Raw genomic sequence first — 15,736 nt, 5'->3', positions numbered from 1 at the left:
CCACATCCGCTCCTGCGGATGCGGTCGCGCCTCGACTACTTGAGCGTCTTCGCGCCGCCGCGCAGCGCGAACGGCGCCAGCGTCTCGGCATGCTTGACGAAGACGTCGTTGAAGCTGCGGGTTGTCTTGCCATCGCCGGCAACGTGGCCCAGCGCGGTATGGACCTGGTCGCCACCTCCGCCATGCAGCTCGCGGCCGCGCTCGGCAAGCATCAGCGTGCCCATCTTGTTGATCCACTTCTGGCCTTTCGGCGTGAGGCCGGCCTTGCCGAACGCCTTCTGCGCCTCCTCGTTGTTGCCGCCGACCAGATGCTGGAAACCCTCGGCGACATGCGCGCGGCGCTCGCCCAGCGGCAGGTCGGATTTCCAATAGGTCTTGCCGCGGATCTTGGGGCGCGCCAGGCGCTTGTCGAGCTTGGGCGCCAGGTCCGGATAGTCATAGACCTTGCTGTTGCGACCATTCGAGACAGCGGCGATGTCATTGCCGACATGCAGCGAGTGGACGTCCTCGGCGCCCTTCTGGAACACCACCTGCCGGTTCACCGTCTTCACTTTCTTGCGGATCGGCTCGATGCCTTCGCCGCGGTCGCGCATCTCGCGGACGGACTTGGACATCTCGAGAATCGGTGACAACTCGCCTTTCAGCTTGGAAAAGTCGAGCGTAGTGAATTTCTGCACGGCGAGCTTGGTGCGCTTGCCGGGAATGCCGACACCGCCGCGCATGTTGATGGTCGGCTGCCTGTTGCCAATATCGATCGCAGCCAGGAATTCCTTTTGGGACACCTTCCCCTTGGCCCGGGTCTTCGGCCCCTTGAAATCCACATGGGGCGTCTTGGGCTCGATGACCTTGCGCTTGGTGCCCTTGCCTTTGTCGGCCCCTTCGGCCCGGTCGGACTTGGTCCTGCCCACGATCCACCCCCTGCCTGGACCGAGGCAGGCTGATCCTGGGCCTGCGGACTGTCAAGCGAGGCCAGTCACACCAACGGACGCGCAAAAGAAAAGCCCCTGGGGTTACCAGGGGCTTTCCGGACTTGGCTGGGAGACTAGGATTGCTCGCCCCTTCGCGCTGTCCAAATTCGTTCCAGACGAATTTGTCGAACGTGGTTCGCCACCTGTGCTCGACAGACAAAAAAAACCCGCCACAAGGGCGGGTTCTTCATGTTGGCTGGGAGACTAGGATTCGAACCTAGATAAACGGAGTCAGAGTCCGTTGTCCTACCGTTAGACGATCTCCCAACATTCTGCCGATGCGGCGCGCTCTGACCTGCATGCGCCGTATCGTTGAAGCGAAAACCCCGAGGGGAATTAGCGCTTCGAGAACTGGGTAGCGCGACGGGCCTTGTGCAGACCGACCTTCTTACGCTCGACTTCACGGGCGTCGCGGGTCACGAAGCCGGCCTTGCGCAGCTGGCTCTTCAGGCTTTCGTCGTACTCGATCAGCGCACGGGCGATGCCGAGGCGGATGGCGCCGGCCTGGCCGGTGATGCCGCCGCCGGCGACGGTCACGAGGACGTCGAACTTGTCGGTGGCTTCGATCAGCTCGAGCGGCTGGCGCACGATCATGCGCGAGGTCTCGCGACCGAAGAACTGATCAAGCGGCTTGCCGTTGACGACGATGTCGCCCTTGCCCTTGCGCAGGAACACGCGGGCGGCGGAGGTCTTGCGGCGGCCGGTGCCGTAATTCTGCTGGATCGCCATGATGATTCCTTAGATTTCCAGCGCCTGCGGCTGCTGTGCGGTGTGCGGATGCTCGGCGCCGCCGTAGACCTTGAGCTTGCGGTACATGGCGCGGCCCAGCGGGTTCTTCGGCAGCATGCCCTTCACGGCGATCTCGATGACGCGCTCGGGGTGGCTGGCCAGCATGTCCTTCAGACTGGTGGTCTTCAGGTTGCCGACGTAGCCGGTGAAGCGGTGGTACATCTTGTCGTCCAGCTTGGCGCCGGTGACGTGCACCTTCTCGGCGTTGATCACGACGATGTAGTCGCCGGTATCGACGTGCGGGGTGAACTCCGGCTTGTGCTTGCCGCGCAGGCGACGGGCGATCTCGGTCGAAAGACGACCGAGCGTCTTGTCGGTCGCGTCGATCAAGAACCAATCGCGCTTGACGCTTTCCGGCTTGGCGCTGAACGTTTTCATTTCGGAATACCTAGTCTGCCGCCACATGGGCGGTTGGCATAATCGGCGGTGCAAAGGCGCGAGATGATAGCGGAGCTTGCATCGATCGCGCAAGCCCACCGTCGGCGGGCTGCGAGCTGGCAATAATAGCATGATGAACCGGCCCGAAGAAAAGCCCCCCATACGCATCGCCGCACTGGCCGATCAGTGCGTGCAATGCGGCCTGTGCCTGCCCGTATGCCCTACCTATGCGCTGGATCGCAACGAGGCGGAGTCGCCGCGCGGACGCATCGCCATCGCCGCGGCGCTGGCGCGGGGACAGGCTTCGCCGACCGCCGAGCTGCGCGAGCACCTGGACCACTGCCTGGGCTGCATGGGTTGCGAGAAGGTCTGCCCTGCCAACGTCCGCTATGGCGAGCTGCTGGTGGAAACGCGGGCGCTGCTGGGGCCGGCGCTGCAGCGTCCCGAGCATGAAATCGGACTGGTCCGCGATCCCCGCCGCTGGCGCCGGCTGCGCCGCGGGCTGGGATGGCTGGGCTTCGCCGGCTGGAAATCGGCGCTCGCGAAAAGCCTGCCGGCCAGGTCGGCGCTGCGCAGCGCGCTGGCCTTGTGGCCGCGAACACCGCTGCCCGAGCCCTACCTGGCGCAGCCAGCCTCCGACAAAGCCGCGGACGGCGACACCGTCGCACTGTTCCCCGGCTGCATCGCCAGTGTCGAGGACGCCGACGCGCAACGCGCCGCGCGCACCCTGCTGCGCGCCGCCGGCTATCGCGTGGTGGAGCTTCCGGCATTCTGCTGTGGCGCCATGGATCTGCATGGCGGCGACACTGCCAGGGCGGAGCAGGCGGCCGCACAGGTAAGCGCGGCCTGGCAAGACGCGCAAGCGGATCACCTGGTGACCGTTACGCCCGGCTGCGTCGGCACGCTGCGCCATGTCCTGCCCGGCGTCCGCGTAGCCGATCCCATGGCCTTGCTGGCGGCACGCGCACAGCGGCTGTCGTTCCGTCCGCTGCCCACGCGCGTGGCGGTGCACCTGCCTTGCACGCAGAGCAACGTCGCCCGCAGCGACGACGCGCTGCTGCGCCTGCTGCGGCGCGTGCCCGGGCTCGATGTCGCGCCGCTGCCGAAACCGCCGCACTGCTGCGGCGCGGCCGGCACGCACGTGCTGGAATTCCCCGAGCGCGCCGCCCGCCTGCGCGAGGACACCCTGCGGCAGGTCGCCGCCTTGGCGCCGCGACGCTTGTTGTCGTCCAATATCGGCTGTCGCCTGCATCTCGCCGCAGGCATGCAGAATGAGCGCGACTGGCCGCACCAGCACCCGCTGGTCCTGCTCGCGCAGCAACTGGAAACCTGATGGAGGCCGCCATGAACGTCCGCACCCTGTCGCCGCTCGACCGCCTGCTGGTCGGCCTGGAGCGCGCCCTCGAAACGGTCGCCGGCAGCCCCGAAGCCGCGCGCCCCTCGCCCGCCGCCCGCATCGAGGAGACCGAACTGGACGACGCCGAGCGCCGTCACGCCGCCGGCCTGATGCGCATCAACCACACCGGCGAAGTCTGCGCCCAGGCGCTCTACGACGGCCAGGCCGCGCTGGCGCGCAGCGAGGCGAACCGCGAGCACCTGCTGCACGCCGCGGCCGAGGAAACCGACCACCTCGCCTGGTGCGCCGAACGCCTGAAGGAACTGGACAGCCGCCCGAGCCTGCTCAATCCGCTGTGGTACGCCGGCAGCTATGCGATCGGCGCGCTGGCCGCGCTGGCGGGCGACCCGGTCAGCCTGGGCTTCGTGGTGGAGACGGAGCGCCAGGTGGAAGCTCACCTGGAGGAACACCTGGAAACGCTGCCTGCACAGGATCAGCGCTCGCGCGCCGTGCTGGTGCAGATGCAGGAGGACGAGGTGCGCCACGCGGAGAATGCGAAGGAGCGTGGCGGCATCGAGTTGCCATTCCCCATTCCGGGATTGATGCAGTTGAGCTCGATGGTGATGAAGAAGGTGGCGTACCGGATCTGACGCCGCCGCCCAGCCCCCAAAAAAAACCCGCCTTCCGGCGGGTTTTTTGTAAGTCACATCAGGTTGCGCCCGTGGAACAGCTCCTCGATCTCCCGCCGCAGCAGGGACTCGATGCGCTGGCGCTCCTTGAACGAGAGATCGTCCGCGTGCGCCTCGAACAGGTAGGTGTCCAGGTCGAAGTCCTTGATGTGCATCTTCGTGTGGAACATGTTTTCCTGGTACACGTTGACGTCGAACATCTCGTACTTCTGGCGGATGTGCTTGGCCAGGTAGTCCTGCACCGAGTTGATCTTGTGGTCGATGAAGTGCTTCTTGCCCTTCACGTCGCGGGTGAAGCCGCGCACGCGGTAGTCGGCGATCACGATGTCCGACTCGAAGCTGTCGATCAGGTAGTTCAGCGCCTTCAGCGGGGAGATCACGCCGCAGGTGGCCACGTCGATATCCGCGCGGAAGGTCGCGATGCCGTTGTGCGGATGCGTTTCCGGATAGGTGTGGACGGTGATGTGGCTCTTGTCCATGTGCGCCACCACGGCACCGGAGATGGTGTCGCGGCCGAGCTTCTCCACCACCGGCTCCTCGGAGATCAGGATGGTGACCGACGCGCCCTGCGGGTCGTAGTCCTGGCGGGCGATGTTGAGGATGTTGGCGCCGATGATTTCCGCCACGTCCGTGAGGATCTGGGTCAGGCGGTCGGCGTCGTACTGCTCATCGATGTACTCGATGTAGCGCTGGCGCTGTTCTTCCGACACTGCGTAGCAGATGTCGTAGATGTTGAAGCTCAGGGCCTTGGTCAGATTATTGAAGCCCTGCAGGCGCAGGCGCGGGAGGGGTTTCACCACAACGACTCTCCATGGCCGGGGGACGGCCAGCAGCAGAGGCGGGTTAGCTACAAGGGTCCCCGCTGGAAAGAAAAACGACGCGAAGACGTAAGCCTCCGCGACCCTTGTGACCGGCCGGCGACAACGCCGTGACCGAAAGACCGTGAAGTATGCGACAAAATAGGGAGGAACTGAACCTTGGCATGCTGCGCTGGTTTGCCATAATGCCGCGGGGTCATCAGAAGAACGAACCGAAGTCCAGCCGCCTCCCCCAGGGGTCCGACGGCTGCCGCCCTCCAAGCTGGGACAGATCGTGGCGCAACTCAAATACCAACTCCAACAAGCTTTTGAACGCTCCCAGGCTCCCGCCAGCTTCGCTCCCGACCCGGCGTCCATGGAGCGCTTCCTGGCCCTCTGCCACCGCCGGCGCTACCCAGGCAAGACGGCCATCATCCGCCCCGGCGACCCGGCCAACACCCTGTATTACATCGTCGACGGCTCGCTCGCGGTCTGCACCGAGGACGAGCAGGGCCGCGAATTGATCCTCGCCTACCTCAGCCGCGGCCAGTTCATCGGCGAGATGGGGCTGTTCGTGGAGCAGGCCCAGCGCGAGTCGATGGTGCGCACCCGCACCCCCTGCGAAATGGCCGAGATCAGCTACGAGCGCCTGTTCCACCTGATGGAAGGCCCGCTGCGCGAGGAATGCCCCAAGATCCTGTTCGCCATCGGCTCCCAGCTGACCCATCGCCTGCTGCGCACCTCGCGCCAGGTCAGCCGCATGGCCTTCATGGACGTCACCAACCGCATCTCCCGCACCCTGCTGGACCTGTGCCAGGAGCCGGACGCCATGAGTCACCCGGACGGCACCCAGATCCGCATCTCCCGCCAGGAAGTCAGCCGCATCGTGGGCTGCTCGCGCGAGATGGTGGGCCGCGTGCTCAAGCAGCTGGAGGAGCAGGGCATGATTGACGTGGCCGGCAAGACCATCGTGGTGCGCGGCACGCGCTGAGCCCCACCATCGCTTCATCCGACGAACCCGGCTCCGGCCGGGTTCGTTCGTTCAGGGGGCTGCTCAGCCCGCCAGCCGCTCAGCCGGGGCGCGGTAGACCATGTAGACGTCCGAACGCTGGTAATGCGAGCCGGGACGGACGCCCGGCTGCAGCTCGAAGCCGACCTGCTCGTACATGCGCAGCGCGGTGCGCAGCTTGCTGTTGGATTCCAGGAACAGCTCGCGGCCGCCGCGGCGGTGGAATTCGGCGATCGCCGCATCCAGCAGCTTCCGCCCCACGCCGAGCCCCTGGTAGCTGTCGTCCACGCACATCTTGGACAGCTCGTACACCCCCGGCGCCTCCTGCAGCAGCGCGCAGGTGCCGATGGCCTGCCCGCCCATCCGCGCGAACAGCAAGGCGCCGCCCGGGGCCAGCACGTAGCGCTCGGGGTCGCCCAGCATCTGCCGGTCGATGTCCTCCACCCCGAAATAGCGTTCCAGCCATTGCACGTTGAGTCGGTAGAAATCTCCGGCCAGGGCCGGTTCGTACGGCACGATCTCCAGCGGCTGCGCCAGCAGCGCGGCGTGTTCGGCCAGGATCGCCGGTACGATCGGGCGCTCCTTAAGCGCCTCCTCGCAGGCCGCCAGCGCGGCCAGCAGCCGGCCGCCGTCCTCGCCCAGGGAGGCACTGACGCCGCGGCGGATCGCCTGCCAGATCGGCCCCAGCGCGCCCAGCGCCTTGCGCGCCTGGTCGGTGAGCACCAGAACGCTGCGCCGGCCGTCCTGCGGGTCGCGCTCGCGGCGGACCATGCCGGCGGCATCCAGCTTGTCCACCAGCTGGCTGACCGCCGAATGGGTCTGGCCGATCGCCGCGGCCACCTCGCCCACCGTGCCGGGCCCGTTCCCCCACAGATAGCGCAGCACCGGGAACCAGCGCGATTCGATGGAGGCGCCGCAGGCGCGGTAGACCTCGTCGGCCGCGGCGTAGAACTGATCGCTGAGCGCCTTCAGGCGGCTGCCGAGCGCCAGCTCGGCCAGAGTGGAGAGGTACATGGGCAAAGCCGCCTCAAAAGTGATATGTAAGTACTAACATAATCATCTGCCTGCCGCCTCACAAGAGCCCCCGGCGACCTGCCGCCCGCGACCATTCGCCACCCCGCTTCTCACCCCTCCTGGACGTTTTTTGCCCTAGCGTCCAGGTCTGACAACGACAGGTTCGACGGATGGTCTGGAGCGAATTCTTCAGCTTTGCCCTGGTCGGGCTGCTGGCTCAGCTGATCGACGGCGCGCTCGGCATGGCGTATGGGCTGGTTTCGAGTTCCATCCTGCTGGCCATGGGCCTGCCGCCGGCGGTGGCCAGCGCCACGGTGCACACGGCCGAAGTGGTGACCACCGGCGCCTCGGCCGCCTCCCATGCCTGGTTCGGCAATGTGCGCTGGCGGCTGTTCCGGCAGCTGGCCATCCCCGGGGCGATCGGCGGCGTGCTGGGCGCGACGGTGCTGGCGAATGTTCCGGGGGAGGCGATCCGGCCCTATGTCAACGCCTACCTGCTGATCCTGGGCGTGATGGTGCTGCTGCGCGCGCTGGGCCGGCGGCTGACCCGCCACCAGGTACATCACAACGGCGTGCTCGGCTTTATCGCCGGCCTGCTCGATTCGATCGGCGGCGGCGGCTGGGGTCCCCTGGCGACCAGCACGCTGATCGCCCGCGGCGGCGCGGTGCGCGGCACCATCGGTTCGGTCAATGCGGCGGAGTTTGTGGTCACCGTCTGTATCTCGGCGACGCTGGCTTTCCATATCGGCATCCAGCACTGGAGCATCGTGCTCGGCCTGCTCGCCGGCGGCGTGATCGCCGCGCCGGTGGCCGCGTGGCTGGTGCGCCACCTGCCGGAGAAAGCGGTGATGGCCGCGGTCGGCGCGCTGATCGTGCTGATCAGCGCCGGCCAGCTGCTGCAGCAATGGCTGCGCTGAAACTCAAAACCACTCCACGCGCGTCACCGAACGCCCCAGCACCTTCTCCAGCCGCTTGCACACCTTGGGCGTGCCGTTGACCAGCACCGCCTCGCCAGCACCCTTGAGCATGGGGATGTCGGCCAGCGAATCGCTGTAGGCCAGCTGCCATTCCTTCACGCCGTGCGCGGCCAGCCGCTCCAGCTTGCGCCGTCCGACGTTGTGAAACTTCACGCGCATGCCGAACGGCCCCGGCTTGAACTCGGACGCCAGCAATTCCAGCCCTTCCAGCCCCAGCTGGTCGAGGATACCCCGCGCCACCGTGCGCTCGCAGCCGGTCACCACGATCACGCGGTCGCCCGCCGCCTGGTGCCGGCGCAGGACCTGCAGGCCGTCGCGATAAAACTGCCTCGGACGGCGCACCAGCGCCGCGGCAAAAGCCTGCGCCTCGGCGGCGTAGCGGCGCTCGCCGACGCCGAGCAGGCCGATATGCACCAGGCTGCGCACCACCGTGCGCCAGGAGATCGGCCACACCACCAGCATCCACGGCAGGTTGGCGAACGCCAGCAGCTTGCGCAGCGGCATGCGCGCGTAGCGCTCGGTGATGAACATGCGGAAGCTGTCGCCCTGGAACAGCACGCCATCGAAATCGAACAGCACCACGCGCGGCGCCACGTCCTGTTCGCCTGCCGTCGCCGGCAAGTGCCCGGTTTCCCCTGTCGACGTCATAAGCCTTACTGCTTGGCGAACAGCCGCTTGAGTTCGGCGCCCGGGTCCGGCGCGCGCATGAACGCCTCGCCGACCAGGAACGCATTGATGCCGGCATCGCGCAGGCGCTCGACGTCGTCCGGCGTGTGGATGCCCGATTCGGCGACCAGGATCCGGTGGTAGTCCATCAGCTCGCGCAGCTCGATCGAGGTGTCCAGCGTGGTCTCGAAGGTGCGCAGGTTGCGGTTGTTCACGCCGATCAGCCGCACCGGCAGCGCCTGGGCGCGCTCCAGTTCCTCGGCGTCGTGCACTTCGCACAGCACGTCCATGTCCAGCTCGGCGGCCTGCATGGACAGGTCTTCCAGCTCCGAATCCTCCAGCGCGGCGACGATCAGCAGGATGCAGTCGGCGCCGATCGCGCGGGCTTCGTAGACCTGGTACGGATGGATCACGAAGTCCTTGCGCAGCACCGGCAGCGCGCAGGCCTCGCGCGCCTGGCGCAGGAATTCCTCGCTGCCCTGGAAGAAATCCTTGTCGGTCAGCACCGACAGGCAGGCCGCGCCGGCGCGCTCGTAGCTGCGCGCGATCGAGGCGGGGTCGAAGTCGGCGCGGATCACGCCCTTGCTGGGGCTGGCCTTCTTCACCTCGGCGATCACCGCCGGCAGGTCGGCTTCGATCTTGGCCTCGACGGCGTCGGCGAACGGACGCGTCTGGGCGGCATCGGCCAGGCGCGCCTTGAGCTCGGCCAGCGGCAGCCGTGCGCTGCGTTCGGCGATCTCCTCCGTCTTGCGCGTCAGGATGCGTTGCAGGATGTCGGTCATGGGTCGGCCTGGAATGCGTCAGCGTGGGTCGGGGAACGCGCGGTGCGCGGCCCAAGGGTACACAAGCCGGCGCCGCGTCGCGCGCGGACCGATCGCCTAAGGCGTTCGGCCTACGCCGTCGCGAGCCGGCGGGTGGTCGCCACGAAAGCGTCCATTTTTGCACGAGCCGCGCCGCTGGCAATGGTCGCACGCGCCAATTCGATACCTGCGGCGATCGACGGCGCCACGTCGGCCGCATACAGCGCCGCACCGGCGTTGAGGCAGACGATGTCGTGCGGCACGCCGCGGCGGCCTTCCAGCGCCTCCAGCAGCATGGCGCGCGACTCGGCCGCGTTCTCCACGCGCAGGTTGCGGCTGGAGGCCATGGCCAGGCCGAAGTCCTCCGGCTCCACTTCGTATTCGCGCACTTCGCCGTCGCGCAGCTCGCCGACCAGAGTCGAGGCTCCCAGCGAGATCTCGTCCATGCCGTCGCGGCCCCACACCACCAGCGCATGCCTGGCGCCCAGCTGCTGCAGCACGCGCACCTGGATGCCGACCAGGTCGGGGTGGAACACGCCCATCAGGATGTTCGGCGCGCCGGCCGGATTGGTCAGCGGGCCCAGGATGTTGAACAGGGTGCGCACGCCCATTTCCTTGCGCACCGGCGCCACGACTTTCATGGCCGGATGATGGTTGGGCGCGAACATGAAGCCGATATCGGTCTCGTCCATGCACTGCGCCACCCTGGCCGGGGCCAGGTCGATCGATGCGCCCAGCGCCTCCAGCACGTCCGCGCTGCCCGACTTGGACGAGACGCTGCGCCCGCCGTGCTTGGCCACGCGCGCGCCGGCCGCCGCGGCGACGAACATCGAGGCGGTGGAGATATTGAAACTGGAAGCGCCGTCGCCGCCGGTGCCGACGATGTCGACGAAATGCGCATGCGGCGCGGCCTCCACCTTCTCGGCCAGCTCGCGCATCACGCGCGCCGCGCCGGTGATCTCGCCGATGGTTTCCTTCTTCACGCGCAGGCCGGTGATGATCGCCGCGGTCATCAGCGGGCTCACCTCGCCGCGCATGATCTGGCGCATCAGCTCGATCATCTCGTCGTGGAAGATCTCGCGGTGCTCGATCGTCCTCTGCAAGGCTTCCTGCGGCGTGATGGTGATGCTGCGCCCGGCGCCGTTCATGCGGCGAGCTTCAGCGGCAGGCCCAGGAAATTGCGCAGCAGGTCGTGGCCGTGCTGGGTGAGGATGGATTCCGGATGGAACTGCACGCCCTCGATCGGCAGGGTCTTGTGGCGCAGGCCCATGATCTCGTCGATCGAGCCGTCCGCGTGTTCGGTCCATGCGGTGACTTCGAGGCAGTCCGGCAGTGAGCCCTGCTCCACCACCAGCGAGTGGTAGCGCGTGGCCTCGAACGGATCCGGCAGCCCGGCGAACACGCCGCGGCCGCGGTGGCGCACCGGCGAGGTCTTGCCGTGCATGATCTGCTTGGCGCGGATCACCTTGCCGCCGAAGGCCTGGCCGATCGCCTGGTGGCCCAGGCAGACGCCGAACACCGGGACTTCCCCCGACAGCTGCCGCAGCACGTCCAGCGAGACGCCCGCGTCGTCCGGTGTGCCCGGCCCCGGCGAGATCATGATGTGCGAGGGCCGTAGCGCGCGGATGCCGGCCACGTCGAGCGCGTCGTTGCGCACCACCTTCACCTCCTGTCCCAGCTCGCCCAGGTACTGGACGAGGTTGAAAGTGAAGCTGTCGTAGTTGTCGATCATCAGCAACATCAGCGCTGCAACCCTATGAATTTGGCCATGTTACGGGCGAAGGCCCGGACGTCGCACCCGCCTGGACGGGCTCTGGGGGAGCGCACAGGATAGCGCGCCGGCCGCGGCTGGACAGGCTCCGGGCAAGGCCGGCTTGGACGTCTATCCGGCGCACGGCACCCGCTTGTCCCCGATGAGGTGCTCTGGATGCCGTTTTCGGTCAGGCCCTGCGACATCTGCCCGAGGCCTGTGGCCAACATGTCGCCATGGCCCTCTCGCGGCAAGTCGAGGTGTGGACGATGAAAGCGCAATGGCTCAAGCGGTTCGCGGGAAAGCGCCCATGGCATTCCAGGTACGCAGCGCTCTTCCTCGCACTGATCGTGCTCGCGGGCATCGCCGGCTGTGCCGCGAACCGGCTGGCGGAGGAATTTCTCCTGGGCATCGCCCTCGGCATCGCGGCAGCTGTCGCGCTGCGCGTGGCGCTGAATGCCGACCCCGAGGAATAGGATGAGCGTGGCCTTCCAGCCTGTGGAACCGCTCAGCCGCGCGGCGCCAGCATCGCCGCGTTCAAGCCCGCGTCCTGCAGATGCCCGGGCAGATCTCGCCCAAGCGCCACGTTGGCGCAGGCTTCGCCCATCGCCGCGCTGGTCTGGATGCCGTAGCCGCCCTGTGCGGCGACCCAGAAGAAGCCGGGAGCGTCCGGCGCGAAACCGCCGACCAGATCGCCGTCGGCGACAAAGGAACGCAATCCGGCCCACGTACGCACCGGGCGGCGGATGCTCAGCGTGGTGGCTTCCTCGATGCGGTAGATGCCCATCGCCACGTCGAGTTCTTCCGGCTGCACATCGTGCGGCAGCACCGGGTCGGCATTGGCGGAGGAGCCCAGCAGCAGGCCGGCGTCGGGCTTGAAGTAGAAGCTTTCGTCGGCATCGATCACGAATGGCCAGCGCGCCGTCGCCAGGCCTTCGGGTGCCTCGAACAGGAAGGCCGAGCGGCGGCGCGGCTCGATGCCCAGCGGCTGCACGCCGGCGAGCGCGGCGACCTGGTCGACCCAGGCGCCGGCGGCATTGAGCACGAGCGGTGCGCGGTAGACCGTGTCGCCTGCTTCCACATACCAATGGCCGGGACCGCGCTCGATCGCGGTGATGTCGACGCCGGTGCGCAGCTGTCCGCCGCGTGCGCGCAGGCCGCGCAGGAAACCCTGGTGCAGTTCGTTGACGTCGATGTCGGCGGCGCCGGGTTCGTGCAGGCCGATGCGCGCGGCTTCGGGCCGCAGCACCGGCACCATGGCGAGCAGTTCGCCGGGCGACAGCAAGGTCAGCTCGGGCGTATGCGGCGCCATGGCGGCGTGCATCGCCTCCACCGCGTCGACCTTGCCGGCATCGCCGATGATCACGGTGCCGCGCGGCGCCAGGATCGGGTGCGCCGCGAAGCCTGCCGGCGGCCGCTGCAGGAACGGCCGCGTCGCCCGCGTCAGCGCGCGCACCTGCGGCGAGCCATAGGTCTCGGAGAACAGCGCCGCCGAGCGCCCCGTGGCGTGCACACCGGGATGCGCCTCGCGCTCCAGCACCGCCACCCGCGCATGAGGGGCGAGGAAGTACGCCGCCGACGCGCCGGCCATGCCGGCGCCGATCACCACCGCATCGACGTCCACCACCCGGCTCATGCGTTCTCCGCCGCATCCACCGCCGATTGCTTCGCCACCACGCTGGTGGCGGTGAGATCGGCGGTGACGTTGCCCAGCGTCGCCAGCGCATCCGGCAGCGTGTCGACCGCCAGCATCAGGCCCAGCGGCCCGACCGGCACGCCCATCGCCTGCGCCACCGGCAGGTTGGTCGCCATGAAGCTCACTTGCCCCGGCAGGCCCACCGAACCGAGGCTGATCACCACCGCCAGCAGCGCGCCCAGCACCAGTTGCGCCACACCGAGATCCATGCCGAACGCCCAGGCGATGAAACAGGCCGAAGTGACGTACTGCACCGGGCTGGTCAGGCGGAACAGGCTCACCGCCATCGGCAGCACCAGCGCATTGACGTGCGCCGGGTAGCCCAGCCGCGCGCCGGCGCTTTCCAGCATGGCCGGCATCGAGGCCAGCGAGGATTGCGTGCTCAGCGCCACCACCTGCGGCGGTGCCAGCGCGGCGATGAAGCGCCGCACCTTCTCGCCGCCCCACAGCACCGCCACCGGCAGCATCAGCAGGGTCACCGCCAGGTACAGCAGGCATTCGACCAGCACGTAGATGCCCAGCGCGCCGAGCATGTGCAGCCCGGCGCGCGCGCAGACCGCGAGGATCAGCGCGAACACGCCAGCCGGCGCGGCCCACAGCACCCAGCGCACCACCACGATCATGGTGTCGGCGATGGCCTGGAAGAAGTTGACCACCAGCGCGCGCCGCGCCGCCTCGATGCGGGTCAGCGCGAAGCCGAAGAACAGCGCGAACACCACGGTCGGCAGCATCGCGCTCTGCGCCGCGGCCATGATCGCGTTGCTCGGCACGATGCCGTTGAACCAGTCCGCCCAGCCCATCGGCGCCACGCTGGCCGCCGGGCCCGCCACGGTCTTGCCCAGCGCCTCGGCCAGCGCGGGGCTGCGCGGGAACAAGGCGAAGATCGACGGCGCCGCGAACGCCGCCAGCAGCGCACCGCCGACCAGGATCGCGATGAACACCACGATCGCCCGCCGCGCCACCCGGCCTGACGCCGCCGCATCGGTGGCGGTGTTCACGCCCACCACGATCAACGCCAGCACCAGCGGCACCACGGTCATCTGCAGCGCGTTGAGCCACAGCCGGCCCAGCGGCTGCGCCACGTCGGCGACGCGCACGGCGACAGCGGGGTTGAGCGCATCCAGCGCCAGGCCCAGCGCCGCGCCGGCGGCGAGGCCGGCCAGTACCCGCGCGGTGGGACTCATGGCACCACGTCCGGCGTGGGCAGGGCCCAGTCGCGCTGCAGCTCCGTATAAGCCTCGCGTGGCAGCAGCACGAATACCGGATGCTGTTCCGGCCTGAGCCAGCCGAGCAGGCGGCGCATCGCCGCCTCGTCCATCGCAGTGCAGCCGGCGGTGTTGTCGGTGGGCGAGCGCCACAGGTGGGCGAAGATGCACGAACCCGCGCCGCGCCGGCCGTCCGGGTTGTGCTCGATCACGAAGCCGAGCTTGTAACGCTGGTCGCCATGGCCGTGCAGGTCCAGCCGCATCGCCTCGGTCGAGCCGGCTACCGCCTTGGGATCTTCCTTGTTCGCGTCGACGATGCGGTTGTACAGCGGCGAGCCATCCACGTCGACGCAGTAATCCGACACCGTCAAGGCGCGATACGACAGCGCCGTATCCACCTGCCCGGCATAACCGAACGCCTCGCCGATGCGGAACACGCCGGCCGCGCTGCGTCCGTCGCCTTCATGCTTCACCGGCCCGTCGCTGCGTGGCGCATGCAAGCCCACGCCCCAGGCGGCGCCCGCACGTCCCACCGTCACCGGCGCCGCGTCCGCCACCGGCTGCCACGCGTCGCCGTGGCGCTCGTAGGCGCGCAGCCTGCCGTGGTCGGTGTTCCAGTCATCGGTCACCACCAGCACCAGCTGGCGCGCATCCTTCCACGCGGCGGCATCGCCAGGCCGGTCGGGCGAGGAGGCGCAGCCGGCCAGGACGACCAGCGCCAGGCCGACGATCGAACGCAGGAGAGCACAACGGAAAGCGTGGATCATGCGGGCCCGTAGTCGTCAGGTGGTCAGGGTTCCTGCAACAGCTGCAGCCGTTCCAGGTTGGCGAGCAGCTGCGCGTGCCGGCGCTCGTCGCCCTCGCACAGCTCGATAAACAGCCCGTCCAGCAGATGCTGCAGGGCGGATTGATAGACGATCGACTGCACGTGCGGCTGCTCGTCGTGCGCCGACACCAGCAAGGCCAGGTCGGCCAGCGCGCGCAGTGGATTGGAGGTGTGCCGGGTCACCGTCAGCAGGCGGCCGCGCTGCTCGCGGAACAGCCGGCCCAGCTTGCACAGCGCCGGATGATGGCCATGCTCGGAGAAGATCAGCAGCACATCGCCGGCACCGCCAGAGGAAATGCTCGCCATCATCCGCGCCACGTCGAAGCTCTGCACGGTGGCAATGCCCAGCAGCGACAGCTTCAGCGCGAAGCCGCGCGAATAGACGTCGTCCTCGCCCACGCCGATCACGAATACCTTGCCCGCCGTGCCCAGCGCATCCTTTGCACCGCGCAGGGTTTGCGGCGGATTGATCAGGCGCGTGGCTTCTTCCGCTTCCGATTTGCGCCGCCACAGGCTGGTCGCCAGCGATTCGCCCTCGCCGCCGGCCACCACGTGCGCGGCCACCGCGGCTTCGCCGTTGTCGGCACGGGCGATCGCCTCGCCGACCGAATACTTCAGATCCGGATAGCCCTTGAAGCCCAGCTTCTGGGTGAACTTCACCACGCTGGACTGGCTGATCCCCAGCGCATTGGCCAGCTGCTGCGAGGAGTAGTCGCGCAGCAGCTGCGCGTTCTCCAGGATGAAGTCGGCGATGCGCCGCTCCACCGCCGACATCTGGTCGCGCTCGGAACGGATCTTCACCAGCGGTGACAACGGCGGTGCGGGCAGCGATGCGG

18 protein-coding genes and 1 tRNA gene are annotated in these 15,736 nt (G+C 68.1%); 5 read left to right on the top strand and 14 right to left on the bottom strand.

Annotated features, from left to right (window positions below; translation table 11 throughout):
• Window positions 1-35 precede the first annotated feature (35 nt).
• From BM172_RS13960 to rplM, 4 genes are all read right to left on the bottom strand, one after another.
• Window positions 36-908, bottom strand: a complete 873-nt coding sequence (locus BM172_RS13960; protein WP_026633839.1) for a hypothetical protein — start codon at window positions 906-908, stop codon at window positions 36-38.
• Between the two features lie 253 nt (window positions 909-1,161).
• Window positions 1,162-1,235: transfer RNA gene (locus BM172_RS13955), tRNA-Gln, on the bottom strand.
• Between the two features lie 69 nt (window positions 1,236-1,304).
• Window positions 1,305-1,697, bottom strand: a complete 393-nt coding sequence (gene rpsI, locus BM172_RS13950) for a 30S ribosomal protein S9 (RefSeq protein ID WP_026633840.1) — start codon at window positions 1,695-1,697, stop codon at window positions 1,305-1,307.
• Window positions 1,698-1,706: 9 nt separating this feature from the next.
• The gene (gene rplM / locus BM172_RS13945) at window positions 1,707-2,135 is read right to left on the bottom strand and encodes a 50S ribosomal protein L13 (protein WP_026633841.1); all 429 of its coding nucleotides are present in this window, start codon (window positions 2,133-2,135) and stop codon (window positions 1,707-1,709) included.
• 130 nt (window positions 2,136-2,265) lie between these two features.
• On the opposite strand from rplM, the gene BM172_RS13940 reads away from it, so the two are divergent.
• Window positions 2,266-3,468: a (Fe-S)-binding protein gene (locus BM172_RS13940; RefSeq protein WP_026633842.1), complete on the top strand. Its 1,203-nt coding sequence runs from the start codon at window positions 2,266-2,268 to the stop codon at window positions 3,466-3,468.
• A gap of 11 nt (window positions 3,469-3,479) precedes the next feature.
• Window positions 3,480-4,121 carry a 2-polyprenyl-3-methyl-6-methoxy-1,4-benzoquinone monooxygenase gene (coq7, locus tag BM172_RS13935; RefSeq protein WP_026633843.1) on the top strand — a complete coding sequence of 214 codons (642 nt, stop codon included), beginning with the start codon at window positions 3,480-3,482 and terminating at the stop codon, window positions 4,119-4,121.
• A 53-nt stretch (window positions 4,122-4,174) separates the two neighbouring features.
• Here the strand turns inward: coq7 and speD are convergent, their stop codons facing one another.
• Complete coding sequence (gene speD / locus BM172_RS13930; protein WP_026633844.1) at window positions 4,175-4,960, bottom strand: adenosylmethionine decarboxylase; 786 nt, start codon at window positions 4,958-4,960, stop codon at window positions 4,175-4,177.
• 373 nt (window positions 4,961-5,333) lie between these two features.
• Between speD and crp the strand changes: the two genes are divergently transcribed.
• A complete protein-coding gene (gene crp, locus BM172_RS13925; RefSeq protein ID WP_208399577.1) occupies window positions 5,334-5,948 on the top strand; it encodes a cAMP-activated global transcriptional regulator CRP in 615 nt (204 codons plus the stop codon).
• Window positions 5,949-6,011: 63 nt separating this feature from the next.
• On the opposite strand, the gene BM172_RS13920 is transcribed toward crp, so the two are convergent.
• The gene (locus BM172_RS13920) at window positions 6,012-6,980 is read right to left on the bottom strand and encodes a bifunctional helix-turn-helix transcriptional regulator/GNAT family N-acetyltransferase (RefSeq protein WP_026633846.1); all 969 of its coding nucleotides are present in this window, start codon (window positions 6,978-6,980) and stop codon (window positions 6,012-6,014) included.
• 170 nt (window positions 6,981-7,150) lie between these two features.
• Between BM172_RS13920 and BM172_RS13915 the strand changes: the two genes are divergently transcribed.
• Window positions 7,151-7,897: a sulfite exporter TauE/SafE family protein gene (locus BM172_RS13915; RefSeq protein ID WP_026633847.1), complete on the top strand. Its 747-nt coding sequence runs from the start codon at window positions 7,151-7,153 to the stop codon at window positions 7,895-7,897.
• 3 nt (window positions 7,898-7,900) lie between these two features.
• Here the strand turns inward: BM172_RS13915 and BM172_RS13910 are convergent, their stop codons facing one another.
• From BM172_RS13910 to BM172_RS13895, 4 genes are all read right to left on the bottom strand, one after another.
• Complete coding sequence (locus BM172_RS13910) at window positions 7,901-8,605, bottom strand: HAD family hydrolase (RefSeq protein WP_051548354.1); 705 nt, start codon at window positions 8,603-8,605, stop codon at window positions 7,901-7,903.
• A 5-nt stretch (window positions 8,606-8,610) separates the two neighbouring features.
• Complete coding sequence (gene trpC / locus BM172_RS13905) at window positions 8,611-9,405, bottom strand: indole-3-glycerol phosphate synthase TrpC (protein WP_026633849.1); 795 nt, start codon at window positions 9,403-9,405, stop codon at window positions 8,611-8,613.
• Window positions 9,406-9,515: 110 nt separating this feature from the next.
• Window positions 9,516-10,571, bottom strand: coding sequence for an anthranilate phosphoribosyltransferase (trpD, locus tag BM172_RS13900; protein WP_081805026.1), 1,056 nt, complete (start codon window positions 10,569-10,571; stop codon window positions 9,516-9,518).
• The gene (locus tag BM172_RS13895; RefSeq protein ID WP_026633851.1) at window positions 10,568-11,164 is read right to left on the bottom strand and encodes an anthranilate synthase component II; all 597 of its coding nucleotides are present in this window, start codon (window positions 11,162-11,164) and stop codon (window positions 10,568-10,570) included. Before BM172_RS13895 ends, trpD begins: the two co-directional genes overlap by 4 nt.
• A 278-nt stretch (window positions 11,165-11,442) precedes the next feature.
• Here BM172_RS13895 and BM172_RS13890 point away from each other — a divergent pair, with 278 nt between their 5' ends.
• Window positions 11,443-11,649, top strand: coding sequence for a hypothetical protein (locus BM172_RS13890; protein ID WP_143096524.1), 207 nt, complete (start codon window positions 11,443-11,445; stop codon window positions 11,647-11,649).
• A gap of 32 nt (window positions 11,650-11,681) precedes the next feature.
• Here BM172_RS13890 and BM172_RS13885 read toward each other — a convergent pair whose 3' ends face one another.
• Genes BM172_RS13885 through BM172_RS13870 form a run of 4 tightly spaced genes read right to left on the bottom strand, consistent with a single transcriptional unit; the run spans window position 11,682 to window position 15,713 of the window.
• Window positions 11,682-12,809, bottom strand: a complete 1,128-nt coding sequence (locus BM172_RS13885; RefSeq protein WP_026633853.1) for an NAD(P)/FAD-dependent oxidoreductase — start codon at window positions 12,807-12,809, stop codon at window positions 11,682-11,684.
• Complete coding sequence (locus BM172_RS13880; RefSeq protein ID WP_026633854.1) at window positions 12,806-14,053, bottom strand: dicarboxylate/amino acid:cation symporter; 1,248 nt, start codon at window positions 14,051-14,053, stop codon at window positions 12,806-12,808. Before BM172_RS13880 ends, BM172_RS13885 begins: the two co-directional genes overlap by 4 nt.
• On the bottom strand, window positions 14,050-14,841 hold the full coding sequence (locus BM172_RS13875) for a L,D-transpeptidase family protein (RefSeq protein ID WP_035322421.1): 792 nt from the start codon (window positions 14,839-14,841) through the stop codon (window positions 14,050-14,052). Before BM172_RS13875 ends, BM172_RS13880 begins: the two co-directional genes overlap by 4 nt.
• Before the next feature lie 23 nt (window positions 14,842-14,864).
• The gene (locus BM172_RS13870; protein ID WP_026633856.1) at window positions 14,865-15,713 is read right to left on the bottom strand and encodes a MurR/RpiR family transcriptional regulator; all 849 of its coding nucleotides are present in this window, start codon (window positions 15,711-15,713) and stop codon (window positions 14,865-14,867) included.
• Window positions 15,714-15,736 lie beyond the last annotated feature (23 nt).

The organism is Dyella marensis (assembly GCF_900112865.1).
GTDB classification, from domain to species: Bacteria; Pseudomonadota; Gammaproteobacteria; order Xanthomonadales; family Rhodanobacteraceae; genus Dyella_D; species Dyella_D marensis_A.
Note: the sequence above shows the minus strand (reverse complement) of the source record. Positions and strands in the feature narration are given on the sequence as shown.

What these genes read in the sequence shown, in the direction of transcription:
- rpsI (WP_026633840.1), bottom strand. Translation starts at nt 1,697, where the DNA reads ATGGCGATCCAGCAGAATTACGGCACCGGCCGCCGCAAGACCTCCGCC.
- rplM (WP_026633841.1), bottom strand. Translation starts at nt 2,135, where the DNA reads ATGAAAACGTTCAGCGCCAAGCCGGAAAGCGTCAAGCGCGATTGGTTC.
- BM172_RS13940 (WP_026633842.1), top strand. Translation starts at nt 2,266, where the DNA reads ATGATGAACCGGCCCGAAGAAAAGCCCCCCATACGCATCGCCGCACTG.
- coq7 (WP_026633843.1), top strand. Translation starts at nt 3,480, where the DNA reads ATGAACGTCCGCACCCTGTCGCCGCTCGACCGCCTGCTGGTCGGCCTG.
- crp (WP_208399577.1), top strand. Translation starts at nt 5,334, where the DNA reads ATGGAGCGCTTCCTGGCCCTCTGCCACCGCCGGCGCTACCCAGGCAAG.
- BM172_RS13920 (WP_026633846.1), bottom strand. Translation starts at nt 6,980, where the DNA reads ATGTACCTCTCCACTCTGGCCGAGCTGGCGCTCGGCAGCCGCCTGAAG.
- BM172_RS13915 (WP_026633847.1), top strand. Translation starts at nt 7,151, where the DNA reads ATGGTCTGGAGCGAATTCTTCAGCTTTGCCCTGGTCGGGCTGCTGGCT.
- BM172_RS13910 (WP_051548354.1), bottom strand. Translation starts at nt 8,605, where the DNA reads ATGACGTCGACAGGGGAAACCGGGCACTTGCCGGCGACGGCAGGCGAA.
- trpC (WP_026633849.1), bottom strand. Translation starts at nt 9,405, where the DNA reads ATGACCGACATCCTGCAACGCATCCTGACGCGCAAGACGGAGGAGATC.
- trpD (WP_081805026.1), bottom strand. Translation starts at nt 10,571, where the DNA reads ATGAACGGCGCCGGGCGCAGCATCACCATCACGCCGCAGGAAGCCTTG.
- BM172_RS13895 (WP_026633851.1), bottom strand. Translation starts at nt 11,164, where the DNA reads ATGTTGCTGATGATCGACAACTACGACAGCTTCACTTTCAACCTCGTC.
- BM172_RS13890 (WP_143096524.1), top strand. Translation starts at nt 11,443, where the DNA reads ATGAAAGCGCAATGGCTCAAGCGGTTCGCGGGAAAGCGCCCATGGCAT.
- BM172_RS13885 (WP_026633853.1), bottom strand. Translation starts at nt 12,809, where the DNA reads ATGAGCCGGGTGGTGGACGTCGATGCGGTGGTGATCGGCGCCGGCATG.
- BM172_RS13880 (WP_026633854.1), bottom strand. Translation starts at nt 14,053, where the DNA reads ATGAGTCCCACCGCGCGGGTACTGGCCGGCCTCGCCGCCGGCGCGGCG.
- BM172_RS13875 (WP_035322421.1), bottom strand. Translation starts at nt 14,841, where the DNA reads ATGATCCACGCTTTCCGTTGTGCTCTCCTGCGTTCGATCGTCGGCCTG.